The sequence below is a fragment of the Azospirillum thermophilum genome (assembly GCF_003130795.1).
GTDB lineage: Bacteria > Pseudomonadota > Alphaproteobacteria > Azospirillales > Azospirillaceae > Azospirillum > Azospirillum thermophilum.
The window spans coordinates 521,069-546,661 of record NZ_CP029357.1; the positions used below are offsets into that span (position 1 = coordinate 521,069).

23 protein-coding genes and 1 pseudogene are annotated in these 25,593 nt (G+C 70.3%); 18 read left to right on the plus strand and 6 right to left on the minus strand.

What is annotated here, in order from left to right; genetic code table 11:
• Positions 1–87 precede the first annotated feature (87 nt).
• The 14 genes and pseudogenes from gap (DEW08_RS27145) (at position 88) to eda (ending at position 15,340) form a co-directional block, all read left to right on the plus strand.
• Complete coding sequence (gap, locus tag DEW08_RS27145; RefSeq protein ID WP_109333188.1) at positions 88–1,095, plus strand: type I glyceraldehyde-3-phosphate dehydrogenase; 1,008 nt, start codon at positions 88–90, stop codon at positions 1,093–1,095.
• A gap of 105 nt (positions 1,096–1,200) precedes the next feature.
• Positions 1,201–2,723: pseudogene (gene pyk, locus DEW08_RS27150) on the plus strand (pyruvate kinase).
• A 391-nt stretch (positions 2,724–3,114) separates the two neighbouring features.
• The gene (gene pflB, locus DEW08_RS27155) at positions 3,115–5,400 is read left to right on the plus strand and encodes a formate C-acetyltransferase (protein WP_109333190.1); all 2,286 of its coding nucleotides are present in this window, start codon (positions 3,115–3,117) and stop codon (positions 5,398–5,400) included.
• Complete coding sequence (pflA, locus tag DEW08_RS27160; RefSeq protein WP_109333192.1) at positions 5,387–6,199, plus strand: pyruvate formate-lyase-activating protein; 813 nt, start codon at positions 5,387–5,389, stop codon at positions 6,197–6,199. Before pflB ends, pflA begins: the two co-directional genes overlap by 14 nt.
• 21 nt (positions 6,200–6,220) lie before the next feature.
• A complete protein-coding gene (locus DEW08_RS27165; protein WP_109333194.1) occupies positions 6,221–7,138 on the plus strand; it encodes a formate/nitrite transporter family protein in 918 nt (305 codons plus the stop codon).
• A 167-nt stretch (positions 7,139–7,305) separates the two neighbouring features.
• A complete protein-coding gene (locus DEW08_RS27170; RefSeq protein ID WP_109333196.1) occupies positions 7,306–8,748 on the plus strand; it encodes a bifunctional enoyl-CoA hydratase/phosphate acetyltransferase in 1,443 nt (480 codons plus the stop codon).
• Positions 8,749–8,779: 31 nt separating this feature from the next.
• Complete coding sequence (locus DEW08_RS27175) at positions 8,780–9,997, plus strand: acetate/propionate family kinase (RefSeq protein ID WP_109333198.1); 1,218 nt, start codon at positions 8,780–8,782, stop codon at positions 9,995–9,997.
• Between the two features lie 58 nt (positions 9,998–10,055).
• The gene (locus DEW08_RS31405; RefSeq protein ID WP_168220529.1) at positions 10,056–10,229 is read left to right on the plus strand and encodes a hypothetical protein; all 174 of its coding nucleotides are present in this window, start codon (positions 10,056–10,058) and stop codon (positions 10,227–10,229) included.
• Positions 10,230–10,235: 6 nt separating this feature from the next.
• Complete coding sequence (locus tag DEW08_RS27180; RefSeq protein WP_245987018.1) at positions 10,236–11,189, plus strand: DMT family transporter; 954 nt, start codon at positions 10,236–10,238, stop codon at positions 11,187–11,189.
• A gap of 301 nt (positions 11,190–11,490) precedes the next feature.
• Entirely contained in the window at positions 11,491–12,498 is a 1,008-nt protein-coding gene (gap, locus tag DEW08_RS27185) for a type I glyceraldehyde-3-phosphate dehydrogenase (protein ID WP_109333188.1), read from the plus strand.
• 72 nt (positions 12,499–12,570) lie between these two features.
• Positions 12,571–12,816 carry a hypothetical protein gene (locus DEW08_RS27190; protein ID WP_109333202.1) on the plus strand — a complete coding sequence of 82 codons (246 nt, stop codon included), beginning with the start codon at positions 12,571–12,573 and terminating at the stop codon, positions 12,814–12,816.
• Positions 12,817–12,871: 55 nt separating this feature from the next.
• A complete protein-coding gene (locus DEW08_RS27195) occupies positions 12,872–13,828 on the plus strand; it encodes a sugar kinase (protein ID WP_109333204.1) in 957 nt (318 codons plus the stop codon).
• 58 nt (positions 13,829–13,886) lie between these two features.
• Positions 13,887–14,642, plus strand: a complete 756-nt coding sequence (locus DEW08_RS27200; RefSeq protein WP_109333206.1) for a GntR family transcriptional regulator — start codon at positions 13,887–13,889, stop codon at positions 14,640–14,642.
• Between the two features lie 59 nt (positions 14,643–14,701).
• The gene (eda, locus tag DEW08_RS27205) at positions 14,702–15,340 is read left to right on the plus strand and encodes a bifunctional 4-hydroxy-2-oxoglutarate aldolase/2-dehydro-3-deoxy-phosphogluconate aldolase (protein WP_109333208.1); all 639 of its coding nucleotides are present in this window, start codon (positions 14,702–14,704) and stop codon (positions 15,338–15,340) included.
• A gap of 72 nt (positions 15,341–15,412) precedes the next feature.
• On the opposite strand, the gene DEW08_RS27210 is transcribed toward eda, so the two are convergent.
• Positions 15,413–16,735: a sensor histidine kinase gene (locus DEW08_RS27210; protein WP_109333210.1), complete on the minus strand. Its 1,323-nt coding sequence runs from the start codon at positions 16,733–16,735 to the stop codon at positions 15,413–15,415.
• Positions 16,736–16,812: 77 nt separating this feature from the next.
• Here DEW08_RS27210 and DEW08_RS27215 point away from each other — a divergent pair, with 77 nt between their 5' ends.
• The 3 genes from DEW08_RS27215 to DEW08_RS27225 all read left to right on the plus strand — a co-directional run bounded on the left by DEW08_RS27215 (position 16,813) and on the right by DEW08_RS27225 (position 19,800).
• Complete coding sequence (locus tag DEW08_RS27215) at positions 16,813–17,289, plus strand: response regulator (RefSeq protein ID WP_109333212.1); 477 nt, start codon at positions 16,813–16,815, stop codon at positions 17,287–17,289.
• A 93-nt stretch (positions 17,290–17,382) separates the two neighbouring features.
• Positions 17,383–17,826 (plus strand): SRPBCC family protein, encoded by a 444-nt coding sequence (locus tag DEW08_RS27220; protein ID WP_109333214.1) that lies wholly within the window; start codon positions 17,383–17,385, stop codon positions 17,824–17,826.
• 141 nt (positions 17,827–17,967) lie between these two features.
• Positions 17,968–19,800 (plus strand): DEAD/DEAH box helicase, encoded by a 1,833-nt coding sequence (locus tag DEW08_RS27225; RefSeq protein WP_181449488.1) that lies wholly within the window; start codon positions 17,968–17,970, stop codon positions 19,798–19,800.
• A gap of 20 nt (positions 19,801–19,820) precedes the next feature.
• Here the strand turns inward: DEW08_RS27225 and DEW08_RS27230 are convergent, their stop codons facing one another.
• Genes DEW08_RS27230 through DEW08_RS27245 form a run of 4 tightly spaced genes read right to left on the minus strand, consistent with a single transcriptional unit; the run spans position 19,821 to position 22,840 of the window.
• Positions 19,821–20,345: a hypothetical protein gene (locus DEW08_RS27230; protein WP_146214775.1), complete on the minus strand. Its 525-nt coding sequence runs from the start codon at positions 20,343–20,345 to the stop codon at positions 19,821–19,823.
• A gap of 11 nt (positions 20,346–20,356) precedes the next feature.
• Positions 20,357–21,313 (minus strand): ABC transporter substrate-binding protein, encoded by a 957-nt coding sequence (locus DEW08_RS27235; protein WP_109333220.1) that lies wholly within the window; start codon positions 21,311–21,313, stop codon positions 20,357–20,359.
• On the minus strand, positions 21,313–22,092 hold the full coding sequence (locus tag DEW08_RS27240; protein WP_109333222.1) for an ABC transporter ATP-binding protein: 780 nt from the start codon (positions 22,090–22,092) through the stop codon (positions 21,313–21,315). The genes DEW08_RS27235 and DEW08_RS27240 overlap by 1 nt, the downstream gene beginning before the upstream one ends.
• 1 nt (position 22,093) lies before the next feature.
• Complete coding sequence (locus tag DEW08_RS27245; RefSeq protein WP_109333224.1) at positions 22,094–22,840, minus strand: ABC transporter permease; 747 nt, start codon at positions 22,838–22,840, stop codon at positions 22,094–22,096.
• A 346-nt stretch (positions 22,841–23,186) separates the two neighbouring features.
• On the opposite strand from DEW08_RS27245, the gene DEW08_RS27250 reads away from it, so the two are divergent.
• Positions 23,187–23,711, plus strand: coding sequence for a 2-thiouracil desulfurase family protein (locus DEW08_RS27250; protein ID WP_109333226.1), 525 nt, complete (start codon positions 23,187–23,189; stop codon positions 23,709–23,711).
• Here the strand turns inward: DEW08_RS27250 and DEW08_RS27255 are convergent.
• Complete coding sequence (locus DEW08_RS27255; protein ID WP_109333228.1) at positions 23,689–25,593, minus strand: hybrid sensor histidine kinase/response regulator; 1,905 nt, start codon at positions 25,591–25,593, stop codon at positions 23,689–23,691. The genes DEW08_RS27250 and DEW08_RS27255 overlap by 23 nt on opposite strands.

A 25,593-nucleotide genomic window follows, 5' to 3' on the forward strand; every position in this document is an offset into this window, starting at 1 on the left:
GGCCGGTCGCTCCGATAACCGCATTCCGACACAGAAAATGGGGCGGGCCATTCCGCCCGCCCCGACAGGACATCACTGGAGTCCCACATGGCTGTTCGTGTAGCAATCAACGGGTTTGGCCGCATCGGCCGTCTGGTCCTTCGCGCGATCTACGAGAGCGGCCGCAAGGACGTCGAGGTCGTGGCGATCAACGACCTGGCCGACCTGAAGGCCAACGCCCACCTGCTGAAGTACGACAGCGTCCACGGCCGCTTCCCCGGCACCATCGAGACCGGCGAGGGCGTGCTGATCGTCAACGGCCATTCGATCAAGGTCATCCAGGAGCGCGACCCGGCCAAGCTGCCGTGGAAGGAGCTGGGCGTCCAGGTCGCCATGGAATGCTCGGGCATCTTCACCAAGCGCGCCGACGCCGCCAAGCATCTGGAAGCCGGTGCGGAGAAGGTGCTGATCTCCGCCCCGGCCACCGACGAGGACATCACCGTCGTCTACGGCGTCAACCACGACGCGCTGAAGGCCGGGCACAAGATCGTCTCCAACGCCTCCTGCACCACCAACTGCCTGGCTCCGGTCGCCTTCGTGCTCCACAACCTCGTGGGCATCGAGAAGGGCTTCATGACCACCATCCACTCCTACACCGGCGACCAGCGGATCGTGGACACCAACCACAAGGACCTGCACCGCGCCCGCGCGGCGGCCCTGAACATGATCCCGACCTCGACCGGCGCGGCCAAGGCGGTGGGCAAGGTGCTGCCGGAGCTGAAGGGCAAGCTGGACGGCACCGCCATCCGCGTGCCGACGCCCAACGTCTCGGTGGTCGACTTCAAGTTCACCGCCAGGCGCGCCACCACCGCCGAGGAGATCCAGAAGGCGATCGCCGACGCCGCCAACGGTCCGCTCAAGGGCATCCTCGGCGTCTATGACGAGGACCTCGTCTCCACCGATTTCAACCACGACCCGCACAGCTCGATCTTCGCGCTGAAGGAGGTCAAGGTCATCGACGGCAATTTCGTCCGCATCATGACCTGGTACGACAACGAGTGGGGCTTCTCCAACCGCATGAGCGACACCGCCGTCGCCATGGCAAACGCCAAGTAAGCCGCGCTCCGGCCGGTCCTCTCCGGCCCGCCATCGCACCCGAAACGACGGGGCCGGCACGTTCAGTCGTGCCGGCCTCTTTTCTTAGACGCGAGCAACGCCATCATGAGTACGGGAAAGCACGCCCGCCGTTTCCGGCAGACGAAGATCGTCGCCACTCTGGGTCCGTCCAGCACGTCGCCTGAGATGATCCGCGCGCTGTTCGAGGCGGGCGTCGACGTCTTCCGCCTCAACTTCAGCCACGGCTCGCACGACGACCACGGCGCCCGCATCCGCGCCATCCGCGCCCTGGAGCAGGACGCCGGACGCCCGATGGCCATCATGGCCGACCTGCAGGGGCCCAAGCTGCGCCTGGGACGCTTCGCCGACGGCCCCGTCGACCTCATCCCCGGCCAGGGCTTCCGCCTCGACCTCTCCCCGAGCCCGGCACCGCCAGCCGCGTCGGCATGCCCCATCCCGAGATCTTCGCCGCCCTCGAACCCGGCGCCGAACTGCTGCTCGACGACGGCCGCGTGCGCCTGCGCGTCATCGACTGCAGCCCCGGCCACGCCGACACGCTCGTCGTCTCCGGCACCCGGCTCTCCGACCGCAAGGGCGTCAACGTCCCCGGCGTCGTCCTGCCGCTGTCGCCCCTCACCGCCAAGGACCGCGCCGACCTCGCCTTCGCCCTCGACCAGGGGGTCGACTGGGTGGCGCTGAGCTTCGTCCAGCGTCCCGAGGACGTGCTGGAGGCGCGCAAGCTGATCGGCGGCCGCGCCGCCCTGCTGTCCAAGCTGGAGAAGCCCCAGGCCATCGACCATCTCGCGCGCATCGTCGAGCTGTCCGACGGCGTCATGGTGGCGCGCGGCGACCTCGGCGTCGAGATGCCGCCCGAGGACGTGCCCTCGATCCAGAAGCGCATCGTCGCCGAGGCGCGCCGCGCCGGCAAGCCGGTGATCGTCGCCACCCAGATGCTGGAGTCGATGGTCGCCGCCCCCGCCCCGACCCGCGCCGAGGCGTCCGACGTCGCCACCGCGGTGTTCGACGGCGCCGACGCGGTGATGCTGTCGGCCGAGACCGCCAGCGGCGCCTATCCCATCGAGGCGGTGTCGATCATGAACCGCATCGCCCGGCGGGTCGAGGACGACCCGCTCTACCGCACCATGATGGACGCCCAGCACGCCGCCCCGGAGAGCACCGAGGCCGACGCCATCACCGCGGCGGCGCGCCAGGTCGCCGAGACGGTGCAGGCGGCGGCGATCGTCACCTACACGACCAGCGGCTCGACCACGCTGCGCGCGGCGCGCGAGCGGCCGGCGGTGCCCATCCTCGGCCTGACCGCCAGCCTGGGGACGGCGCGCCGCCTGGTGCTGGCCTACGGGGTGCACAGCGTGCTGTCGGAGGATGTGCAGAACTTCTCCGACATGGTGCACAAGGCCACAAGGCTGGCGCATGCCCATGGGCTGGCCAGGGACGGCCAGCGGCTGGTCATCACCGCCGGCGTCCCCTTCGGCATGCCGGGCTCGACAAACGTCCTGCGCATCGCCTGGGTCGAGCGACCCGCACAACCCGAGCCCGCCCGCTCCGCCGAAACCGCCGCGGACACCCTCGGCGGCACACTCGACGCCCTGGAAGAGGCTGCGCTGTAGGCGTCACGGGATCCGCATACCCGTTTCCATAAATGTAGGAAAACTACTACATAGCCCGCGAGAAGGGTGGCGGAGGGTTCCTCCACCCTTCCGGGAATCCCTGGGGAAGGCGGATGAGCCGGGGAGCCAGTGCGGCGGTTTGTCGCGCAAAACTGCGGCTTTCGTAGCGCTCTGACGAGTCTTAGGGGCTTTTCGGCCCCGGTCCAAAGGCGTATGTAGCATTACTACAAAACACGCTCTCTCCTGGCAGGCCTACACGCTGACAAGCTGCCACGGACCTCGTGATTACCAACACAAGCGGCTGTGCCGCCACCAGCTTTCTCCGGCCGATCCGGGGGGACAACCGTCGAGCCTGCGTGGCGATCACCGGAAGCCATTGTGAGGAGACATCATGGACACCATGCTAGCGGACAACATCCTGGACCGGTCGACCCAAGCGGAGCAGCCCGCCCCCTGGCGCGGATTCGCAGCCGGCGTGTGGCGGAAAGAAGTCAATGTCCGCGACTTCATCGTGCGCAACGTGGCCCCCTATGAAGGGGATTCGAGCTTCCTGGCCGGCCCGACGGGCAAGACGAAGCAGCTTTGGGACGAGGTGGCGGAGCTCCTGAAGAAGGAGCGGGCGAGCCAGGGCGGCGTGCTCGACGCCGATACCGAGGTCTTCTCCTCGATCACCTCGCACGCCCCGGGCTACATCGACCAGGACCTCGAGCTCATCGTCGGCCTGCAGACCGAAAAGCCCCTCAAGCGCGCCATCATGCCCTTCGGCGGCTGGCGCATGGTCAAGAACGGCCTCGAGGCCTACGGCTACACCCCCTCGCCCAAGCTCGAGGAGGTCTTCCCGGCCCTGCGCAAGACCCACAACGACGGCGTCTTCGACGCCTACTCCGAGGAGGCCCTGCGCTGCCGCAAGTCCGGCGTCATCACCGGGCTGCCCGACGCCTACGGCCGCGGCCGCATCATCGGCGACTACCGCCGCCTCGCGCTCTACGGCGCCGACTTCCTGATCAAGGACAAGAAGGCCCAGGTCAAGTCGCTCGAGCTCAACAGCCTCGACGAGGATACCCTGCGCCTGCGCGAGGAGCTGGCCGAGCAGATCAAGGCCCTCAAGGACCTGGTCAAGATGGCCAAGTCCTACGGCTTCGACGTCGCCCGCCCGGCCGCCAACGCCCGCGAGGCGGTGCAGTGGACCTATCTGGCCTATCTGGCGGCGGTCAAGGAGGCCAACGGTGCCGCCATGTCCTTGGGCCGCGTCTCCAGCTTCCTCGACGTCTACATCGAGCGCGACCTGCGCGAGGGCACGCTGTGCGAGGCCGAGGCCCAGGCGCTGATCGACCACTTCGTCATGAAGCTGCGCATGGTCCGCTTCCTGCGCACGCCGGAATACGACCAGCTGTTCTCCGGCGACCCGACCTGGGTGACCGAGTGCATCGGCGGCATGGCGCTGGACGGCCGGCCGCTGGTGACGAAGAACAGCTTCCGCATGCTGCAGACCCTGCACAACCTCGGCCCGGCGCCCGAGCCGAACCTGACGGTGCTGTGGTCGGAGAAGCTGCCGGAGGGCTTCAAGGCCTTCTGCGCCGAGACCTCGATCAGGACCTGCTCGCTGCAGTACGAGAGCGACGACCTGATGCGGCCCTACTGGGGCGACGACTACAGCATCGCCTGCTGCGTCTCGGCCATGCGCATCGGCAAGCAGATGCAGTTCTTCGGCGCCCGCGCCAACCTGGCCAAGACGCTGTTGTACGCCATCAACGGCGGGCGCGACGAGGTGTCGGGCGAGCAGGTCGGCCCGGCCTTCGCGCCGGTCACCGGCGACGTGCTCGACTACGACACGGTGGTGGCGCGCTTCGTGCCGATGATGGAGTGGCTGGCCAAGGCCTACATGAACGCGCTCAACACCATCCACTACATGCACGACAAGTACATGTACGAGCGGCTGGAGATGGCGCTGCACGACCGCGACATCCTGCGCACCATGGCCTGCGGCATCGCCGGCCTGTCGGTGGTGGCGGACAGCCTGTCGGCGATCCGGCACGCCACGGTGAAGGTGGTGCGCGACGAGCGCGGGCTGGCGACCGACTTCGTGATCGAGGGCGAGTACCCGGCCTTCGGCAACAACGACGAGCGGGTGGACGCCATCGCGACCTGGCTGGTCGAGACCTTCATGGGGATGCTGCGCAAGCAGAAGACCTACCGCAACGCGCTGCCGACGCAGTCGGTGCTGACCATCACCTCCAACGTGGTGTACGGCAAGAAGACGGGCAACACGCCGGACGGCCGCAAGGCCGGCCAGCCCTTCGCGCCGGGAGCCAACCCGATGCACGGGCGGGACAGGAAGGGGGCGGTGGCCTCGATGGCGTCGGTGGCGAAGCTGCCCTACGCGCACGCGCAGGACGGCATCAGCTACACCTTCACCATCGTGCCGGGCGCCCTGGGACGCACCGAGGGCGAGCGGGTGGACAATCTGGTGGGTCTGCTCGACGGCTACTTCGCCCAGGGCGGCCACCACATCAACGTCAACGTCTTCGACCGCGAGACGCTGCTGCACGCCATGGACCATCCGGAGCTCTATCCGCAGCTCACCATCCGGGTGTCCGGCTATGCCGTCAACTTCATCAAGCTGACGCGCGAGCAGCAGCTCGACGTCATCTCCCGGACCTTCCATGACAAGCACTGACGCCATGGCGGCGCCTGTCCCCCAGGGAATTTCCCTGGGGGCGGGCGCTGCCAAGCCCACCCGTTCCCCGTCCATCCGCGGCTGGGTCCACTCCGTGGAGACCGGCGGCACGGTGGACGGTCCGGGTATCCGCTACGTCCTGTTCCTCTCCGGCTGCCCGCTGCGCTGCCAGTACTGTCACAACCCGGACACCTGGCACCTGCATGACGGCACGCCGACCCAGTCGGACGAGATCGTGGCGGAACTGGCGAGCTACGCGCCGTTCCTGCGGCGGGCCCGTGGCGGCCTGACGCTGAGCGGCGGCGAGCCGCTGGTCCAGCCCGAGTTCAGCGCCGCGCTGTTCCGCGGGGCGAAGGAGCTGGGGCTGCATACGGCGCTCGACACCTCGGGATTCCTCGGCAGCCATGCCGACGACCACCTCCTGGCGGACGTCGACCTGGTGCTGCTCGACATCAAGGCCTTCAAGGAGGCGACCCACCGCACCATCACCGGCGTTCCGCTGCGGCCGACGCTGGAGTTCGCCGAGCGGCTGTCGCAGATGGGCAAGGCGATCTGGCTGCGCTACGTGCTGGTTCCCGGCCTCAGCGACGACCTCGCGGAGATCGCGGAGCTGGCGGAGTTCGCCGCCGGACTCGGCGTGGTGGAGCGGGTCGACGTCCTGCCTTTCCACAAGATGGGCGAGCACAAGTGGCGCGCCCTCGGACAACGTTACAAGCTGGCCAACACCCAGCCGCCCTCCGACGAACTGACCGGGCAAGTGCGCGATCTGTTCCGGGCACGCGGCCTGCCGGTGACCTGAGCCGACAGAAGGACGACCACCATGGACACCTACGATGTGAGGAGTCCGGAACAGCCTGCCGCCGCCTCTCCGGTTCCCTACGCGCCGTCCGGCCAGACGCCGGCCCTCGACGCCCTGCTGCCCGACGCCATCGCGCTCGCCGCCGAGAATCTCGGCGTCAAGAAGGCAAGCTACGACACGGCGACGCTGTTCGTGCTGGCGATCCTGGCCGGCGCCTTCATCGCGCTCGGCGGCATGATCGCCACGGTCGTGATGTCGGGGGCCGAGGGCATGATGCCCTTCGGCGTCACCAAGCTGCTGGGCGGGCTGGTCTTCTCGCTCGGCCTCGTGCTGGTCATCGTCGGCGGCGCCCAGCTCTTCACCGGCGACGCGCTGATGGTCATGGCCTGGGCCAGCGGCCGGCTGACCGCCCGCCAGATGATGCGCGTCTGGACGCTGGTGTGGATCGGCAACTTCGTCGGCGCCCTCGGCACCGCCCTGCTCGTCTTCCTCTCCGGCCAGTACGGCTTCGGCCATGGCGCCGTCGGCGCGCAGGCCATGTACATCGCCACCGCCAAGAGCGGCCTGCCCACCGGACAGGCCTTCTTCCTCGGCATCCTGTGCAACGTCCTGGTCTGCCTGGCGGTGTGGCTGGCGCTCGGCGCCCGCAGCGTCACCGACAAGATCCTGGCGATCACCCTGCCGGTCAGCGCCTTCGTCGCCGCCGGCTTCGAGCACTGCGTCGCCAACATGTACTTCATCCCGCTCGGCCTGCTCATCGAGCGCGGCGCCCCCGACGCCTTCTGGGCCGACATCGGGCACCGCTTCCCGCCCATCGACGTCGCCCACTACCTCGTCAACCTCGCCGCCGTCACCGCCGGAAACTGGATCGGCGGCGCGCTGCTCGTCGGCGCCGTCTACTGGTTCATCTACCGACGGCCGAGCCGGCGGGCGCACTGACCCGGGACACCGGTCGGCCCCCGCCCGCAGCCGCTCGCACCACTATTCTACCGCTCCCGCGAAGGCGGCCCCTCTTCAGCTTCAGTTCTCCTATCGTCCAAGCCAGTCCAGAGCCCGATCGCCGGATCCTGCCGCCGGGCCCTCTCTCCAAATCGGAGTATCCTGTCGTGAGTTCCATTGAAAGCATCGGCAAGGCCGCCAACGGCGCCGCCATCGAGAACGTCACCTTCGACGAGATCCAGATCGGGCAGACGGCCAGCCTGTCGCGCCAGCTCACCATCATGGACGTGGAGCTGTTCGCGACCGTTTCGGGCAACATCAACCCGGCCCACCTCGACGCCAAGTTCGCCGCCGACAGCCGCTTCCAGAAGGTCATCGGCCCGGGCATGTGGACCGGCTCGCTGATCTCCGGCGTGCTCGGCACCTACCTGCCCGGCGCCGGCTCGCTCTATGCCGGCCAGACCCTGCAGTTCCGCCGCCCGGTCGGCCTCGGCGACATCGTCACCGCCACCGTCACGGTGACCGAGAAGCGCGCCGACAGGAACATCGTCGTCTTCGACTGCCAGTGCACCAACCAGGACGGCGAGATCGTCGTCTCCGGCACCGCCGAGGTCATCGCCCCGACCCGCAAGGTCCGCCTGCCGGCGCATGAGCTGCCGCAGATCCAGATGATCCGCCACGACAAGCACGAGGCACTGCTCGCCAAGTGCGACGACCTGCCCCCGGTCGTCACCGCCGTCGCCTATCCCTGCGACGCCAGCTCGCTCAAGGGCGCCGTCGAGGCCGCCGAGGCCGGGCTGATCGAGCCGATCCTGGTCGGTCCGGAGACCGCCATCCGCGAGGTCGCGGCGGCCAACGGGCTCGACATCACCCGCTACCGCGTCGTCGACGCCGCCCACAGCCGCGCCGCCGCCGCCGCCGCCGTGGCGCTCGCCCGCACCGGCGAGGCGGAAGCCGTGATGAAGGGCAGCCTGCACACCGACGAGCTGATGAGCGAGGTGGTCCGCAAGGAGACGGGGCTGCGCACCGCCAGCCGCATCAGCCACGTCTTCCTGATGAACGTGCCGACCTACAACAAGACGCTGCTGATCACCGACGCGGCGATCAACATCTATCCGACGCTGGAGGACAAGGTCCACATCGTCCAGAACGCCATCGACCTCGCCAAGGTGCTGGGCGTCGCCACCCCGCGCGTCGCCATCCTGTCGGCGGTCGAGACGATCAACCCGAAGATCAACACCACGCTGGAAGCGGCCGCGCTGTGCAAGATGGCCGACCGCGGCCAGATCACCGGCGGCATCCTCGACGGCCCGCTGGCCTTCGACAACGCCATCTCCGCCGAGGCCGCCCGCACCAAGGGCATCACCTCGCCGGTCGCCGGCCAGCCGGACATCCTGCTCGCCCCGGACCTGGAGGCCGGCAACATGCTGGTCAAGCAGCTCTCCTTCCTGGCCAACGCCGACCTCGCCGGCATCGTGCTGGGCGCCAAGGTGCCGGTCATCCTCACCAGCCGCGCCGACAACGTGCGGGCCCGGCTCGCCTCCTGCGCCGTCGCCTCGCTGGTCGCCGCCTCGCGCCGCAAGCCCTCGCTGGCCATGGCCGCCGAGTGACGGGCCTTTGCGGAATCAAGGAACGCGTGTCATGTCCGAACGTAACGCCTATCTCATCATCAACGCGGGCTCGTCGAGCCTGAAGTTCTGCGTCTTCCAGGGCTCGGGCACCGAGGACCTGGAGGTCGTCTTCACCGGCCAGATGTCCGGCATCGGCACCCAGCAGGCCAAGTTCGAGGCCAAGGACGCGCACAAGCACGTCCTCGCCTCCACCGCGCTGGACCAGTCCGACCGCGCCGCCCTGCTCGGCTACCTGCTGGACTGGATCCGCTCGCAGCTCGGCGGGGCGAAGCTGGTGGCGGCCGGCCACCGGGTGGTGCATGGCGGCACCCGCTTCGCCGCCCCGGTGCGCGTCACGCCGCAGGTCATGGCGGAGCTGGAGGCCATCGTGCCGCTGGCCCCGCTGCACCAGCCGCACAATCTGGCGGCCATCGGCGCGCTGGCCGACGTCTATCCGGAACTGCCGCAGGTCGCCTGCTTCGACACCGCCTTCCACCAGAGCCAGCCCTGGCAGTCGCAGGTCTTCGCCATCCCGCGCGAGTTGACGCAGGAGGGCGTGCGGCGCTACGGCTTCCACGGCCTGAGCTACGAGTACATCGCCCACCGCCTGCCGCAGGTCGCTCCCGAGCTGGCCGACGCGCGGGTGCTGGTCTGCCACCTGGGCAGCGGGGCGAGCCTGTGCGCCATGGCGGCGGGGCGCAGCGTCGACACCACGATGGGCTTCACGGCGCTGGACGGCGTGCCGATGGGAACGCGGCCGGGCACCATCGACCCCGGCGTGCTGATCTACCTGATGCGCCAGAAGGGCTATGGCGCGGACGAGATCGAGAAGCTGCTCTACCACAAGTCCGGCATGCTGGGGGTGTCCGGCATCTCCAACGACATGCGCGACCTGGAGGGGTCGGAGGCGCCCGAGGCTGCCGAGGCGGTCGAGCTGTTCTGCCACGGCGTCGCCAAGCAGGGTGCGGCGCTGGCCGCCTCGATGGGCGGGCTGGACGCGGTGGTGTTCACCGCCGGCGTCGGCGAGAACTCGACGCTGGTGCGCGCGCGGGTGACGGAGAAGCTGGGGTGGCTGGGCGTCCGGCTCGACCCGGCGGCCAACCGTGCCAAGGCGACCCGCATCTCCGCCGCCGACAGCCGCATCCCCGTCTACGTCATCCCGACCGACGAGGAGCAGATGATCGCCCGCCACACGCTGCGCGTCCTGCAGGCCGAGCAGGCGGCCCCGGTGCTGGCCGCGGCGGACTGACTGCATCCGCGGACGCCCCCGCCCGACCGGCGGGGCGTCCGCGGGCAGGAGAGCTTCCATGAACACCGATACCCTGCTGGCCCTGCTCTACATCTTCGGCATCCTGTGCTTCGTCCAGGCCCTGCGGATCGCCCCCCGCGCGGCCGCGACCTGGCGCTCCCACGTCTTCGCCGCCGCCGGCGCCTCGCTGTTCGTCGCGGTGATCGTCATCAGCCTCATTCCCTGGGGATAAGCCGGCATGCCCGCGACGACAGCTTCCGCAGCCGAATCCCCGTCCCGGGACAGCGCCCGGAACGGCATCCTGTCGATGCTGATCGCCATGGCGCTGATGACGGTGATGAACGCGCTCGCCAAGTCGCTCGCGGAAAGCTATCCGCTGACCGAGGTCACCTTCTTCCGCAACCTGTTCGCCCTGGTTCCCGCGGCGGCGATGGTGGCGGCCGGCGGCCGGCAGTGCCTGCGCACGACCCATCCGCTGGGCCATGCCTGGCGGTCGGTGATCGGGCTGACCTCGATGCTCCTGCTGTTCTGGTCCTATCACCTGATGCCGCTGGCCAACGCGGTGGCGATCTCCTATGCCGCCCCGCTGTTCGTCACCGCCCTGTCGGTGCCGCTGCTGGGCGAGCGGGTGCGCGCCCACCGCTGGAGCGCCGTGGGCGTCGGCTTCATCGGCGTGCTGGTCATGGTGCGGCCGAGCGGCGAGGCGATCGACAGCGGCGCCCTGGTGGCGCTGGCGGCGGCCTTCTCCTACGCCCTGGCGATGATCGCCATGCGGCAGCTCGGCCGGACGGAACGGCCGGTGACCACCGTCTTCTACTTCACCCTGATCTGCACGGTCCTGACCGGCCTGACCCTGCCCTTCGCCTGGGTCACGCCCGACTGGCACGGCTTCGCCCTGATGGCGTTGATGGGGCTGGCGGGCGCCGGGTCGCAGTATTTCAGCACGCGGGCCTATTCCCTGGCCCCGGCGGTGGTGATCGGGCCGTTCAGCTACAGCGGCCTGCTGTGGGCGACGCTGCTCGGCTGGCTGATGTGGGGCGACGTCCCCACCCCGGTGGTGCTGACCGGCGCCGGGATCGTCATCCTGAGCGGGCTGATCGTCCTGCTCCGCGAGGCGCGCGGCACGGCCCCCGCCGCCAAGAGCCGCGTCGCGGTCGGCGGCGCCAACGGACCGACCGCCACGGCCGGCTGAGGCCGGATCGGGCTCCCCCTGCCCCCGCCACCGGGCAGTCGGCACCTGACAGTTGCGACATCTTGTCTTGAGGACCCGCCGCTTGCGGTTCCGACTTGTGTCCCGGGTTGATATATTAGTATACTCTACCCGGTTCAAGGATCACGGCAACGGCGGCGGTCCACCGCTCCCGGCCCTGGTCCGGCCGCCCGGCGGCGGCACCCCTGAAGGGGAGGCGCCACCGGACGACAGACGATACGACCCACATATGGCAGGGGCCGGTCCCGGTCCGGCCGATCACTGGATTTCCTGGAGCATGACAATGGCTGTTCGTGTAGCAATCAACGGGTTTGGCCGCATCGGCCGTCTGGTCCTTCGCGCGATCTACGAGAGCGGCCGCAAGGACGTCGAGGTCGTGGCGATCAACGACCTGGCCGACCTGAAGGCCAACGCCCACCTGCTGAAGTACGACAGCGTCCACGGCCGCTTCCCCGGCACCATCGAGACCGGCGAGGGCGTGCTGATCGTCAACGGCCATTCGATCAAGGTCATCCAGGAGCGCGACCCGGCCAAGCTGCCGTGGAAGGAGCTGGGCGTCCAGGTCGCCATGGAATGCTCGGGCATCTTCACCAAGCGCGCCGACGCCGCCAAGCATCTGGAAGCCGGTGCGGAGAAGGTGCTGATCTCCGCCCCGGCCACCGACGAGGACATCACCGTCGTCTACGGCGTCAACCACGACGCGCTGAAGGCCGGGCACAAGATCGTCTCCAACGCCTCCTGCACCACCAACTGCCTGGCTCCGGTCGCCTTCGTGCTCCACAACCTCGTGGGCATCGAGAAGGGCTTCATGACCACCATCCACTCCTACACCGGCGACCAGCGGATCGTGGACACCAACCACAAGGACCTGCACCGCGCCCGCGCGGCGGCCCTGAACATGATCCCGACCTCGACCGGCGCGGCCAAGGCGGTGGGCAAGGTGCTGCCGGAGCTGAAGGGCAAGCTGGACGGCACCGCCATCCGCGTGCCGACGCCCAACGTCTCGGTGGTCGACTTCAAGTTCACCGCCAGGCGCGCCACCACCGCCGAGGAGATCCAGAAGGCGATCGCCGACGCCGCCAACGGTCCGCTCAAGGGCATCCTCGGCGTCTATGACGAGGACCTCGTCTCCACCGACTTCAACCACGACCCGCACAGCTCGATCTTCGCGCTGAAGGAGGTCAAGGTCATCGACGGCAATTTCGTCCGCATCATGACCTGGTACGACAACGAGTGGGGATTCTCCAACCGCATGAGCGACACCGCCGTCGCCATGGCAAACGCCAAATAGCAGCCTCTCACCCTGCGGCCCGGCGCCGCGGAGGGTCGCCCCTCCGCGGCGAGCGGCCGGGAGGACGGACAGATGAGCAAGATGACGATGTGGGCAGAGACCGACATGCGCGGGTTCACTGCCGAATGCCTGTTCAACGAGGACGCCCGGACCTTCGAGGTGCTGGTGTCCGCCAGCGGACCCTGGCTCTGCCGGTCGGATTCCTTCCCCTGCGGACGCGAGCCGGTGCCCGACATGGCCGAGGCCGACCGCGACCAGTCCATCGCGCTGGCCGAGCGGCTGATCCGCGAAGTGGCCCAGGACCTGGGCGACCACTGACCGACATACGGTACCCCTACACCGGGACGGGCGACGTCCCACCGAGGAGCGAGCGATGGAGAAGACCCGACAGAAGGTAGCGGCGCTGGGCGAATGCATGATCGAGCTGTTCCGCCGCCCGGACCGGTCCCTGACCATGGGGTTCGGCGGCGACACGCTGAACACCGCCGTCTATCTCGCCCGCCTCGGCGTTCCGGTCGATTACGTCACCGCCCTCGGCGACGATCCGCACAGCGACGTGATGGCCGCCGCCTGGGAGGCGGAGGGGGTCGGCACCGGCCCCGTGCTGCGCGTCCCCGGCCGCGTCCCCGGCCTGTACATGATCGAGACCGACGACAAGGGCGAGCGCCGCTTCCTCTACTGGCGGGACTCCGCCCCGGCGCGCGACCTGTTCGTGCTGCCGCAGTCGCCCGCCCTGATCGAGGCCCTGGAAGGCTACGACCTGCTCTACCTCTCCGGCATCAGCCTCGCGATCTGGGGCGAGCGCGGCCGCGGGATCCTGTTCCTCCTGCTCGACCGCCTGCGCGCGCGCGGCGGCCGGGTCGCCTTCGACACCAACTGGCGCCCGCGCCTGTGGCCGGACAAGGAGACCGCGCGCCGCGCCTATGACGAGATGCTGCGCCGCACCGACATCGCGCTGCCCGGCGTGCCGGACCTGCACGACCTCTACGGCGACGCCACGCCGGAAGCGGTTCTGGAGCGCGTGGAGGCCGCCGGCGTGCCGGAGATCGTCCTGAAGCTCGACCCGCCCGGCTGCATCGTCGTCGGCCCCTGCGACCAGCCGCCCTGCCCCCGGATCCTGGTTCCGGCGGAGCGGGTGGAGACGGTGGTCGACACGACGGCGGCCGGCGACAGCTTCAGCGCCGGCTACCTCGCCGCCCGGCTGGCCGGACGCGCCCCGGTGGAGGCCGCCCGCTCGGCGCACCGGCTGGCCGCCACCGTCATCCAGCACCGCGGTGCCATCATCCCGCGCGAAGCCACCGCGGCCCTGCGCGACCAGGCAGCCACCTAGAGTCCCGGCCGCCCCGACCGGTCCCGTCAGCAGAAGCTGGAGCGAGGAGTTCCGGACCATGAGCATCGACACCGACGACCGCGATCTGCGGAAGACGCCCGCCAAGCCGACCGGAAAGCTCGCCACGCGGGCGGCGCAGCGGCCGGCCACCGCGGCCACGGCCATCTACCGCGACCTGCGCCACCAGATCGTCTCCCTGCACCGCAAGCCGGGAGATCCGATCAACGAGAAGCAGATCGCCCAGGCCTACGGGGTCAGCCGCACGCCGGTGCGCGAGGCCGTGCTGAAGCTGGCCGACGAGGGGCTGATCGAGGTCTTCCCGCAGTCCGGCACCTTCGTCGCCCGCATCCCGGTGGACGCCCTGCCGGAGGCGAGCGAGATCCGCAAGGCGCTGGAGCTGACCACGGTGCGGCTTGCCGCCGCCAACGCCACCCGCAGCCAGATCGCCCAGCTCCGCGCCATCGTCGAGATGCAGCACGAGGTGAACGCGCGCGGCGACGCGGACGGCTTCCACCAGTCGGACGAGGCCTTCCACGCGCTGATCGCCGAGATCTCGGGCTTCCCCGGCTTCTGGACCATCACGCAGCAGGTCAAGGTGCAGATGGACCGCTGCCGCCGCCTGACCCTGCCGATGCCGGGCCAGATCGGCAAGGTGATCGCCGAGCACGAGGCCATCGTCGAGGCCATCGCCGGGCACGACCCGGACCGCGCGACGCTGGCGCTGAGCGCCCATCTCGACGGGCTGCGCGTCACCATCCACGACATCCGCCACGCCACCCCGGCCTTCTTCATCGGGGCGGCGGGCTTCGACTGACCGGGGGCCGGCCCGCCGGCCGGCCGCCTTCCCGGCTATTCCATCGGAGTTTTCAGATCATGTCCCTGCCCTTCCTGGAACCGCTTCTGTCGGGGCCGAGGATCGTTCCGGTGCTGGTGCTCGACAGCGTCGAGACCGCGGTTCCGCTCGCCCAGGCGCTGGTCGCCGGCGGGCTGCGCACGCTGGAGGTGACGCTGCGCACGCCGGCTGCACTCGCCTGCGTCGAGGCCATCGCCGCCCGCGTGCCGGACGCCCTGGTCGGTCTCGGCACGCTGACGCGGCCCGAGCATTTCGCCCAGGCCCGCGATGCCGGCGCCCGCTTCCTGGTCAGCCCCGGCCTGACCGGCAAGCTGGCCGAGGCGGCCCTGGCCACCGGCCTGCCCTACCTGCCGGGCATCGCCACCGTGTCGGAGGCGATGATCGCCTGGGAATACGGGTTCCGCGAGCTGAAGTTCTTCCCGGCCATGCTGAACGGCGGCGCGCCGGCGCTGAAGGGCATGGCCCCGCTGCTGCCGGAGGTGCGCTTCTGCCCCACCGGCGGCATCAAGGCGGAGAATGTGCAGGAGATCCTGTCGCTGCCGAACGTCTTCGCCCTCGGCGGCACCTGGCTGACGCCGGCCGAAGCGGTCAAGAACCAGCGCTGGGACGAGGTGCATCGCCTGGCGTCCCAGGCCGCCGCCCTCAGCCCGGCATCCTGATCCGCGCGGCCCGGACCGTGGCGGCGGGATGGGCCGCCACGGTCCGGAAGGCCATCCGGGAGCCGGCCGGCGTCAGGCGGCGAAGTGGAGCATGAAGCTCGTGCCCCGGCGGCCGGCGTCGCCGCCGGTGATCTCGATCTGCCCGTTCACCTGCTTGGCGATGGCGCGGACGAGGCCGAGGCCGGTTCCCTTGCCGGCCGACGGCTCCTGCCCGACGCCATTGTCGCGCACGGCGAGGATGCCCGGCCGCCCCTCGCGGGCGGTCCGGAAGGAAACCGCGATCTCGCCGCTGCCGTTGCCGGGGAAGGCGTGCTTCAGCGCATTGCTCAGCGCCTCCACCGCGATCAGCCCGAGCGGGACGGCCCGGTCGAGGTGGAGCGAGGCGTCCTCCGTCTCGACCGTGACGGTGATCCGCTCGCCGGCGCCGAAGCTGTCGACCAGCGCACCGCACAGCGAGCGCAGATACCGGTCGAAGTCGATCTCGCTCGTCGCCTCGTACTGGTACAGCGCCTCATGGACGAGGCTCATCGCGGTGATCCGCCGCAGCGTGTCGTTGAAGGCCTCGCGGATCGACAGGTCGGAGGAGCGCAGCGCCTTCAGCGTCAGCAGGCTGTTGATGATCTGCAGGTTGTTCTTCACCCGGTGGTGCACCTCGCGCAGCAGCACGTCCTTGTCCGCCAAGGCGCGTTCCAGGCTGGAGGTGATCTCGTGCAGGGCGTCGAGGGCGGCGCGGAGATCGGCGGTGCGGGCCTCGACCCGCTGCTCCAGCTCCTCGTTGGCGCGGCGCAGCTCCTCCTTCGCCCTCTTCAGCGCGCCATGCTCGATCAGGGTCCACTCGCCATGCCGGCGGGCCAGCGCGAACTGGTGGTTCTTCACGACGTCCAGGATGTCGCCGGCCGAACTCTTCGCAAGGCAGTAGCTGCAGAGCGCCAGCACCCGATGGTCGCAGAAGCAGTCGTTGACCTTCTCCTCGTACTCGGCGAAGGAATCCCAGTCCTCCGCCTCCAGGAAGTAGGTGTTCCCGGTCAGGCGGAAGCCGTCATAGCCGCGTGACAGCGCCTGTTCCTTGCGCTGCAGCCAGCCGGTGATGACCTCGTCGGCCCCCATCTTGCCGGACCGCAGATACCAGTCGTTATGGTCGATGATCTCGATCTGGCCCTTGCGCATCCGGCGGTCGAGGTCGGGCACCGCCTTGCGCAGCACCGTCTGCGCGTCATCCGCGCGCAGGGGCGAGGAGGTGACCCACATGCACTGCTCGTTGGCCTCCAGCCCCGCCTTGAAATAGGGGACCAGCGTGTCGACCAGATCACCCGCCGTCTCGTAGAATTGGCAGAAATGGCTTCCCCACGGTATGGTGCCGATGGCAGGGATCCCGGAATTGGCCAGATCAGTCATGGCATGCCCCTTGCGCTTTCGGCTACCTTAGGGTGTTTCGCCGAAAGCTGAAACCGCACTTAGTAGGTAGCTCCGGCATGGCATCGAGTATCCTGATCGTAGAGGATGAGGCGGTTGTCGCGCTCGCCAACGCCGAGATGGTCGGGGCGCTCGGCTACCGCGTCGTCGGGCCGGCCGAAAGCTGCGAGGAGGCGATGGCGATGGCCTCGGCGGAACCGCCCGTCCTGGCACTGGTCGACATCCGCATCCAGGGCGAGACGGACGGGATCATGACGGCGGGACTGCTGCGGGAACGCTTCGGTTGCCCGATCGTCTTCGTGACCGGGCAGAACGATCCCTCGACCCGCCGCCGGGCGGACGCCATCGGACCGGCCTATTACCTGCGCAAGCCCTTCACCCCGAGCAGCTCGCCACCGCCATCGGCTGTGCGCTCGGCGCCGCCAGGTGATGCGGTACCGAAGGGGGTCCGCTTGCCGAAACGGGCCGTCCGGAAACGGGCCGTCCGGAAACGGATCGTCCGGCCCGGCAGCCGGAATCCGCCCGGCTTAGCCTGAGCGGGGCCGTTGGTAGCCTTATCCGTGCTGGACCGCGACGGAGGGAGAGGGCACTCTCGCACCGTTCGCGATACCAACAAAGGAAACGCCGCCATGGTGCTCGTCCACTGCTGCGCTCCCGTCGACGCCTCCGCCGCCACGGTCTGGTCGCGGATCGGCGACTTCGCGGCCCTGTCCGCCTGGCACCCCGCCGTGACCGCCAGCCCGCTGGAGCAGGACGGCCCCGCCGACCGCCCCGGCTGCGTGCGGGCGCTGTCCCTGGCGAACGGCGCCGCCATCCGCGAGCAGTTGCTGGAGCATGATGCGGCCGGCCGGCTCTACCGCTACTCCATCGTGGAATCGCCGCTGCCGGTCGAGGGCTACACCGCCACCCTTCAGGTGGTCTCCACCGGCGCCGACAGCGCCCGCATCGACTGGACCGCCCGCTTCCAGGCGGCCGACGCCGATGCCGAGGGTGTGGCCAAGGCGCTGGGCGAAGTGTTCGCGACCGGCCTCGCGGCCGTGGCGGCGGAGCTGAAGGGGGCGGTCGCCGCCTGACCGCCTGCCCGACCGGGTTGCCTCTTCCGGGGGCGCCCGCCACCCCGTCCGCGACCGGACACCCCCGATTGACTCCGTGACCCGGGGACTCCCGGCAACCTACGCTTGCTGCTGCGTTGTGCCACGACACAGCAGGATGGGATGCCGCAGCTGAGAACCCACCAGCGGATGGTCAGCGGAATAGCACAGGCCATCGCGCACGGGCAGACGGACATCCGCGACGTGCTCGCGGCGGTGACACCGGGCGGGGGCAAATCGCTGCTTCCGGTGATCATGGGGGCGGCCCTGCGGCAGGCGGGGAAGATCGACCGGATCTGCTGGATCGTTCCGCGCGACAGCCTGCGCCAGCAGGCGGAGGAGGCCTTCGTCGATCCGCGCTGGCGCGAGGCGCTCGGCCATTCCCTCGCGCTCCGCGCCGCGGAGAACGGGCGGGACCTCTGCCGCGGGCTGCAGGGCTACGTCACGACATATCAGGCGGTGGCGGCGGCGCCGGACCTGCATCTGCAGGAGTTCCGGCGCCACCGCTACCTGCTGGCGGTCGACGAGCTGCACCATCTGCCCGCCGTCTTCGATACCGACAGCTCCACCACCGCCGAGGAGGAAACCTCCTGGAGCCGGTCCATCCTGCCGCTGCTGGAAAGCTCGGTGGCGCGGCTGCTGATGAGCGGGACGCTGGAGCGCGCCGACGGGCGTCCCATCCTCTGGCTGCCCTACCGCAGCCCGCAGGGCGCGCGGCGGGTGCGGGAGATCGACTTCAAGGCGCCGGGCTGGGCCATCGTCGGCTATTCGCGCCGGCAGGCCCTGGCGGAGAAGGCGATCCTGCCGGTCACCTTCGGCGCGATGGACGGCACGGCGAGCTGGCTCGACGCCGAGCGCACCACCCGCTGGGTCGACGCCCTGTCCAAGGCGGGGGAGAACACGCGCGACGCGCTCTTCACGGCGCTGCGCACCGGCTTCGCGCGGTCGATGCTGCGCGAGGCCTACCGGTCCTGCCGGGAGCACCGCGCCCGGCGCCGGGCGGAGCTGAAGCTGACGGCGGGGCGCGAGGCGAAGGGGCTGGGCAAGCTGCTGGTCATCGCGCCGGACCAGGACACCGCGCGCTTCTACCTCGACACGCTGCGCGGATGGATGCCGCGGGACCAGTCCGGGCGCATGGCGAGGCTCGCCATCTCCGACAGCCGCGACGCGCACGAGGTGGTGGCCGCCTTCCGCCTGCGGCCGGAACCGGCGGTGCTGGTCTCGGTCGCCATGGCCTACGAAGGGCTGGACGCGCCGGAGATCTCGCATGTCGCCTGCCTGACCCATATCCGCTCGCGCCCCTGGCTGGAACAGGCCATCGCGCGGGCGACGCGGGTCGATCCGCATGCCGGCAGCTACGAGCAGCAGCGGGCGCTGATCTACCACCCCTCCGACGAGCTGTTCGAGCGCTTCCGCGTCATGGTGGAGACGCAGCAGGGCACCCGCGCCATGGTGAAGACCCGGCGCCGGCAGCAGAATCTGCCCTTCGACCGCACCAGCGACCGCGACCCGGAGATCATTCCGCTGGAATCCAATGCCACCGCCCTGCGCTTCGCCACGGTGGCGCCGGGGCCGGACTTCGGCGCGACGGCCCGCGACCAGGGCGACCTGCCCCTGACGCCCAGCGCCGCCGAGCATCACCTGCGCCAGCGCATCGGCCAGCTCGTCGCCGCCCAGGTGATCGAGGACGAGGACAACAACCTCGTCGCCGACGGTCCGGTCGGCTACCACACCTACAATGCCGTGCTGAAGCGCGTGATGAACAAGGCGCGCTCGGAAATGGGGCTGTCGGAGCTGGAGGCGGCCATCGGCTGGCTGGAACGCAACCGGCTGTCCGACCACCTCCACCTGATCGCCGGGGACCCGCAGTACCGCTGGTCGAGCCGGCGCAAGACCCGCAACGCCCTTGCCCCGATGCCGAAGGCACCCCGGCGCCGCTCCTCCGCCACCCAGTGACGGCGCCCGGATCTCCGGCGTCAGGAGAGGTCGCGTGCGTGGAACAGCGTTCCCGGCGGGGCCGCCAGGAGCCGCCCGACGAGCTGGTGCTTGAAGGCGAGATAGGCCGCCTGCTCCTGCGCCGTGCCGCCGCCGTCCTGGTAGCGCGCCACCTGATCGCGGAACTGGTCGGTGAAATAGCCCTCCGCCGGCCAGTAGCCGCGGCGACGGCCGCCGATCGCGACCTCGAAATAGAAGCGCCCGACCAGCGAGGGCGGCGCGTCGGACGGGCCGGCGTCGGTATCGATGGTCAGCCGCCCGCCGGTGCGGGCGCGCGTCACCATCTCCACCCCGTCGAGCACGCCGTCGCCGGGAAAGGCGACGAGCATCGCGATCGCCCGGCGCTCCGGCGGCCCGTCCGGGCTGAGGTCGGCGAAGGCCTGCTCGAACAGGCGGAACATCAGCGCGCTGGCGATGAGCTGGGAGGGGCCGCTGTAGGTCAGCAGGTCCTGCCGCGTGATCGCCACCGTCTCGCCGGCATCGCGCACCGCTAGGAAAAGTGCCATGGCGTCCCTCCTCATCCCATCGCCAGCGGAAGCAGCAGCGCCTTCGGATCGACGGGCTGCTTGAGCATGCCGTTCTCCAGCAGGAAGCGGACGTCGGCCGCCATCGCCTCGACGTCGGTCGGTTCCAGCACCGCGATGAGGTTGGTCCACTGGGCGAGGGTGCGCGCCTCCTCCAGGCTGATGCCCTGCTCCTCCGCACCGAGCGCGATGGCGGCCTCGCGGTCCGCCTCGATCAGCGCCATGGCCTCGCGGTGGACCTTGACCACGCGGGCCAGCAGCTCCGGCTGCTCGCGGGCGAAGGCGTCGCGCACGCCCATCACCAGCAGCGGCGAGACCAGCCCGTCCGCCGTCGCGATGACGCGGGCGCCGGCGGCGACCGACTTGATGACGAGGCTGGCCGCCAGCAGGCCGGCGTCGACCTGACCGGCCAGCAGGGCCGCCTGGGTCTTCGGCAGGTCCATGTTGATGAACTCGACGTCCGAGACGGACAGCCCTTCGCGCGCCAGGGCAGCGACCAGGAGCTGGTGCAGCACGGTTCCCTTCGGCCCGGCAACCGACTTGCCCTTCAGGTCGCGCACGCCGGCGGGACCGCCGGCCTTGCCCAGGATGGCGAAGGTGCGCGCCGGACGGCTGACCCCGGCGGCGATGCGCACCGGATTGCCGCTGGCGTTCGCCATGAGGACCGAGGCGGTGTTCAGCACCCCGCCGATGTCCAGCGCCCCGGCCGCCATCGCCTGCGTCTGCTGCGGCCCGGTGGTCAGGTCGTGCCAGGTGACGGTGATGCCGTCGGCGGCGAACTCCTTCTCCAGAAGCTGCCGCCGGCGCATCACGATGGACTGCAGGTTGAAGGGCGCCTTGACGTAGGAGATGTTGATCTCCTTCACGCCTGCGGCGGCGGGACGGGACAGGCCGCCGAGCGCGCACAGCGCGGCGAGGCCGCCCAGCAGGTGGCGACGGGTTGCTTGCATCACAGGGTCTCCGATTGATGAGCGAGGGGATGGCGGGCGTCGCCGAGGATGGTCGCGAACACCGCGGCCTGGAGCGGGGCCAGGGCCGGATCGGCGGGATCGCGCGGATGGGGGAGCGGGACGGGCAGCGTCGCCATGATCCGGCCGGCCGCCATGACGACGACCGTGTCGGCCAGACGGACGGCTTCCGCCACGTCGTGGGTGATGAACAGGGTGGTGATCGAGCGGGCCAGACGGATGCGCGCCAGTTCGCCCTGCAGATGGGTGCGGGTCAGCGCGTCGAGCGCGCCGAACGGCTCGTCCATCAGGAGGAGCTCCGGCTCCCGGCAGAGCGCGCGGGCGAGCGCGGCCCGCTGCGCCATGCCGCCGGACAGCTGCGCCGGACGCGCGTCGGCGAAGGCGGTGAGCCCGACGAGCGCCAGCGTCTCCTCGATGCGGGTCCATCCCGCCCCAACCCCGGCGGGCAGCCGCAGGGTGGCGAGCCCGACATTCTCGCGCACCGTCTTCCAGGGCAGCAGCCGCGGTTCCTGGAACACCATGCCGATGCGGCCCGGCGGACGGGACTGGCCGTCGGACCCGAAGAAGGCGACCGATCCGGTCTCCGCCGTCTCCAGCCCGGCGACGTGGCGCAGCAGCGTGGTCTTGCCGCAGCCGCTGTATCCGACGATGGCGACGAGGCTGCCCGGCGGAACCTCCAGGTCCACGCCGTCCAGGGCGACCACCGGCCGGGCCCGGACGAGATAGCGTCGGCTGAGGCCGCGGACGCGCACGCCGAGCATGTCAGGCGGCCTCCACGGTCCTGCGGTCCCAATCGACCAGCGCCGCGGCCAGCCGGCTCAGCAGCCGGTCGGACAGGGCGCCGAGCAGGGCGATGGCCAGGATGCCGACGAAGATCCGGTCGGTCCGCGCCATCTCCCCCGCATCCACGATCAGGTAGCCGAGGCCGGCCGAGGCGGCGATCAGCTCCGCCCCGATCAGGGCGCGCCAGGAATAGCCGAAGCCGATGCGCAGCCCGGTGAGGACCGCGGGCATGGCGGCGGGCAGCAGGATGTGGCGCACCTTGTCCGCCGGGGTCAGCGCCAGCGTATCGGCCATCTCCAGCAGACGCCGGTCGGCCTGCTCCAGCCCGGTCAGGACGTTCAGGAAGATCGGGAAGAAGCTGCCGAGCACGATGACCGCCAGCTTCGACGCCTCGCCGATGCCGAGCCAGAGGATCAGCAGGGGAACCAGCGCCAGCGGCGGCGTCACCCGCAGCCCCTCCAGCGGCAGGCGCAGCAGCGCGCCGAGCGGCGGCAGCAGATGCACCAGAACGGCGAGCGGCCCGGCGAGCGCCACGGTGACGGCGAATCCCGCCAGCACGCGCCCCAGGCTCGCCAGGGTATGGCGGTACAGCTCGCCGCTGCGCGCCATCTCGACCGCCGTCGCCCACACCTCCCACGGGGGAGGCAGCAGATAGGCGTTGAGCTGCCCGGCGGCGGACAATGCCGCCCAGGCGGCAAGCAGCCCGACCGGCAAGGCGACCGCCATACCCGTTCCCGCTCCGACCAATTCGTCCCGTCCCGCTCAAGATTTGCGATTAACTCGCATTTTCGATTGCCTAGCTTGAGCGGAAGAGCGGGTCAACAGGCAATCTGCGACTCACTTTCAGTCGCATATCGATGATGCGGCGCCAGGATCGGGGGATTCCGTCCGCCATCCCGTCCGGATCCGCGAGAGACAGGGGACGGACGACACGACCGGGAGGTGGCGGGGCGCGGCGATGCCAAGTCCTGCGCGGCCCTGCCGCAAGGTTCGGCAATCCCGCCTGCCGGCCGCTTGTCCGCGGCGGACGATGCGGTATTCTGCGACCGATCGCCGCGCCGGGATGTACCGTATGGCTTCGAAGATCCTCGTCAGCGCCTGCCTGCTCGGCCAGCCGGTCCGCTACAACGGCTCCGCCCGGACGCTCCTCCACCCGGTGCTGGAGCGCTGGCGGGCGGAGGGCCGGCTGGTCCCGGTCTGCCCGGAACTGTCGGCGGGCCTTCCGGTTCCCCGCCCGCCTGCCGAGATCGCCGCGGGCCGGACCGGAGGCGCGGTGCTGTCCGGCACCGCCCGGATCATCGATTCCACCGGCACCGACGTGACGCGCCCCTTCCTGGCGGGGGCCGAGGCGGCGCTGGCGACCGCGGTGCGGGAGGGCTGCCGCTACGCCCTGCTGACCGATGGCAGCCCGTCCTGCGGCAGCCGCTTCATCCATGACGGCGGCTTCAGCGGAAGGACGCATGCGGGCGACGGGGTGACCGCCGCCCTGCTCCGCCGCAACGGCATCGAGGTCTTCGCCGCCGAGGAGGTCGGGGCGCTGGAGGCCCGGCTGTCGCAAGCGGAGCAAGCCGCCCCTACCCCACCAGCCCCGACATGACGGCGCGGAGCTGGGCGGGCTTCACCGGCTTGTTGAGGATCAGGCAGCCGGCCGCCTTGGCCTCCTCCGCCAGTTCGGCGGTGCGGTTGGCGGTGATGATGACGGCCGGCAGGATGCGCCCGCAGGCGGCGCGCAGCCGGGCGACCTCGTTCACCCCCAGGGCGCCGTCGTCCAGGTGATAGTCGGCGATCAGCAGGTCCGGCGGCTGCGGCATGCCCGACAGCAGGGCCAGCGCCTCCTCCCCCGATCCGGCGGAGACGACGTCGCAGGCCCAGCCGCGCAGCAGCGCCTCCATGCCGGCAACCACCGCCGGTTCGTTGTCGAGCACGAGGACGGAGGTTCCGGCCAGACGGTTGCCGAGCTGCCGGGCCGCCGCGGTGGCGGCGGGACGCATCACCCGCCGTTCGATGCCGCGCGGCACGGTGACGGCGAAGACCGAGCCGCGACCGACCTCGGAATGGACGGTGATCGGGTGGCCCAGCACGCGGGCGACGCGGTCCACGATGGCGAGCCCCAGCCCCATGCCGCGGTCGCGCCCCTTGGTGCCGGGGGTGTCGAGCCGGCGGAATTCCTGGAAGATCTCGGCGATCTTGTCCGGCGGGATGCCGGGACCGTTGTCCCACACCTCGATCCGCACATTGGCCCCGCTGCGCCGGCAGCCGACCACGACCCGCCCGCCCTGGACATAGCGCAGCGCGTTGGACAGGAAGTTCTGCACGATCCGCCGCAGCAGCCGCATGTCGGAGCGCACCACCGCCCCCGATCCCACCACCGACAGCGTGATGCCGCGCTCCGCCGCCACCGCCGCGTATTCGGTGGCGAGCGGCGCCAGCACGCTGCGCAGCGGGAAGTCGGCGACCTCCGGCGTCACCGCTCCGGCGTCGAGCTTGGAGATGTCGAGCAGGGCGGCCAGCAGATCCTCGACCGAGGCGAGGGCGATGTCGATGTTGTGGACCAGCTCGGCATTCTGCGCCGGCTGTTCCAGGTCGGCGAGCGCGGAGACGAACAGGCGCGCCGCGTTCAGCGGCTGCAGCAGGTCGTGGCTGGCCGCCGCCAGGAAGCGGGTCTTCGACAGGTTCGCCTGCTCGGCCTCCGCCTTGGCGAGGCGCAGCGCCGCCTCCGCCGCGACGCGGTCGCGCACCTCCTCCTGAAGCTGGTCGTTCAGCAGCATCAGCGCCGACTTCTCGGCCTGCTCGGACGCCCGCCGCCGGGCCTCGGCCTCCTTGATGTCGGTGATGTCGGTGTAGACGCCGACCACGCCGCCGTCGCGGGTGCGCCGCTCGTTCACCTGGATCCAGCGGCCGTCGGCCAACTGGTTGAGGAAGGGGCCGTTCATGTCGTGACGGTGTTCCAGCCGTTCCCTCAGCCAGAGCTCCGGCGGCGGCTCGGTCATCGCGGCGGCCCGGGCGACCATGGCGGCGAGTTCGGAGAAGCGGATGCCCGCCTGGATGCGGTCGGACACCGCCGGCCAGTAGGACAGGTATTTCCGGTTGCACAGCACCAGCCGGTCGTCGGCGTCGAACAGCGCGAACCCCTCGCTGACCGACTCGATCGCCTCGAACAGGCGGGTGCGCATGGTCTCCGCCAGCTCCTTGGCGCGGGCGAGGTCGCGGTTGCTGTCCTCCAGCTTGTGCAGCGCGCGTTCCAGCTCCAGCGTGCGTTCGCGGACCTTGTGCTCCAGCACGATGGCGGTCTGAAACAGCGAGAAGGCGCCGCCCTGGAAATCCATCGACCGCTCCACGCGGTCCATCAGCACCTTGTTGATCCGGCGCAGCTTGGCGTTCTCGCGCTCCAGCTCCGCGACGCGGTCGGCGGCGGACGGCGGACGGCCGGGATCGCCAGGAACCGGATCGGGCCGGACAGGGGCGGAAAGCTCGCGCAT

Coding starts and splice junctions, on each gene's coding strand:
- DEW08_RS31405 (WP_168220529.1), top strand. CDS start 10,056: ATGAACACCGATACCCTGCTGGCCCTGCTCTACATCTTCGGCATCCTG.
- DEW08_RS27220 (WP_109333214.1), top strand. CDS start 17,383: ATGGTGCTCGTCCACTGCTGCGCTCCCGTCGACGCCTCCGCCGCCACG.
- DEW08_RS27250 (WP_109333226.1), top strand. CDS start 23,187: ATGGCTTCGAAGATCCTCGTCAGCGCCTGCCTGCTCGGCCAGCCGGTC.
- DEW08_RS27200 (WP_109333206.1), top strand. CDS start 13,887: ATGAGCATCGACACCGACGACCGCGATCTGCGGAAGACGCCCGCCAAG.
- DEW08_RS27215 (WP_109333212.1), top strand. CDS start 16,813: ATGGCATCGAGTATCCTGATCGTAGAGGATGAGGCGGTTGTCGCGCTC.
- DEW08_RS27190 (WP_109333202.1), top strand. CDS start 12,571: ATGAGCAAGATGACGATGTGGGCAGAGACCGACATGCGCGGGTTCACT.
- DEW08_RS27195 (WP_109333204.1), top strand. CDS start 12,872: ATGGAGAAGACCCGACAGAAGGTAGCGGCGCTGGGCGAATGCATGATC.
- DEW08_RS27255 (WP_109333228.1), bottom strand. CDS start 25,593: ATGCGCGAGCTTTCCGCCCCTGTCCGGCCCGATCCGGTTCCTGGCGAT.
- DEW08_RS27225 (WP_181449488.1), top strand. CDS start 17,968: ATGCCGCAGCTGAGAACCCACCAGCGGATGGTCAGCGGAATAGCACAG.
- pflA (WP_109333192.1), top strand. CDS start 5,387: ATGACAAGCACTGACGCCATGGCGGCGCCTGTCCCCCAGGGAATTTCC.
- DEW08_RS27175 (WP_109333198.1), top strand. CDS start 8,780: ATGTCCGAACGTAACGCCTATCTCATCATCAACGCGGGCTCGTCGAGC.
- DEW08_RS27235 (WP_109333220.1), bottom strand. CDS start 21,313: ATGCAAGCAACCCGTCGCCACCTGCTGGGCGGCCTCGCCGCGCTGTGC.
- DEW08_RS27180 (WP_245987018.1), top strand. CDS start 10,236: ATGCCCGCGACGACAGCTTCCGCAGCCGAATCCCCGTCCCGGGACAGC.
- eda (WP_109333208.1), top strand. CDS start 14,702: ATGTCCCTGCCCTTCCTGGAACCGCTTCTGTCGGGGCCGAGGATCGTT.
- pflB (WP_109333190.1), top strand. CDS start 3,115: ATGGACACCATGCTAGCGGACAACATCCTGGACCGGTCGACCCAAGCG.
- DEW08_RS27165 (WP_109333194.1), top strand. CDS start 6,221: ATGGACACCTACGATGTGAGGAGTCCGGAACAGCCTGCCGCCGCCTCT.
- DEW08_RS27230 (WP_146214775.1), bottom strand. CDS start 20,345: ATGGCACTTTTCCTAGCGGTGCGCGATGCCGGCGAGACGGTGGCGATC.
- gap (WP_109333188.1), top strand. CDS start 88: ATGGCTGTTCGTGTAGCAATCAACGGGTTTGGCCGCATCGGCCGTCTG.
- DEW08_RS27210 (WP_109333210.1), bottom strand. CDS start 16,735: ATGACTGATCTGGCCAATTCCGGGATCCCTGCCATCGGCACCATACCG.
- DEW08_RS27245 (WP_109333224.1), bottom strand. CDS start 22,840: ATGGCGGTCGCCTTGCCGGTCGGGCTGCTTGCCGCCTGGGCGGCATTG.
- DEW08_RS27240 (WP_109333222.1), bottom strand. CDS start 22,092: ATGCTCGGCGTGCGCGTCCGCGGCCTCAGCCGACGCTATCTCGTCCGG.
- gap (WP_109333188.1), top strand. CDS start 11,491: ATGGCTGTTCGTGTAGCAATCAACGGGTTTGGCCGCATCGGCCGTCTG.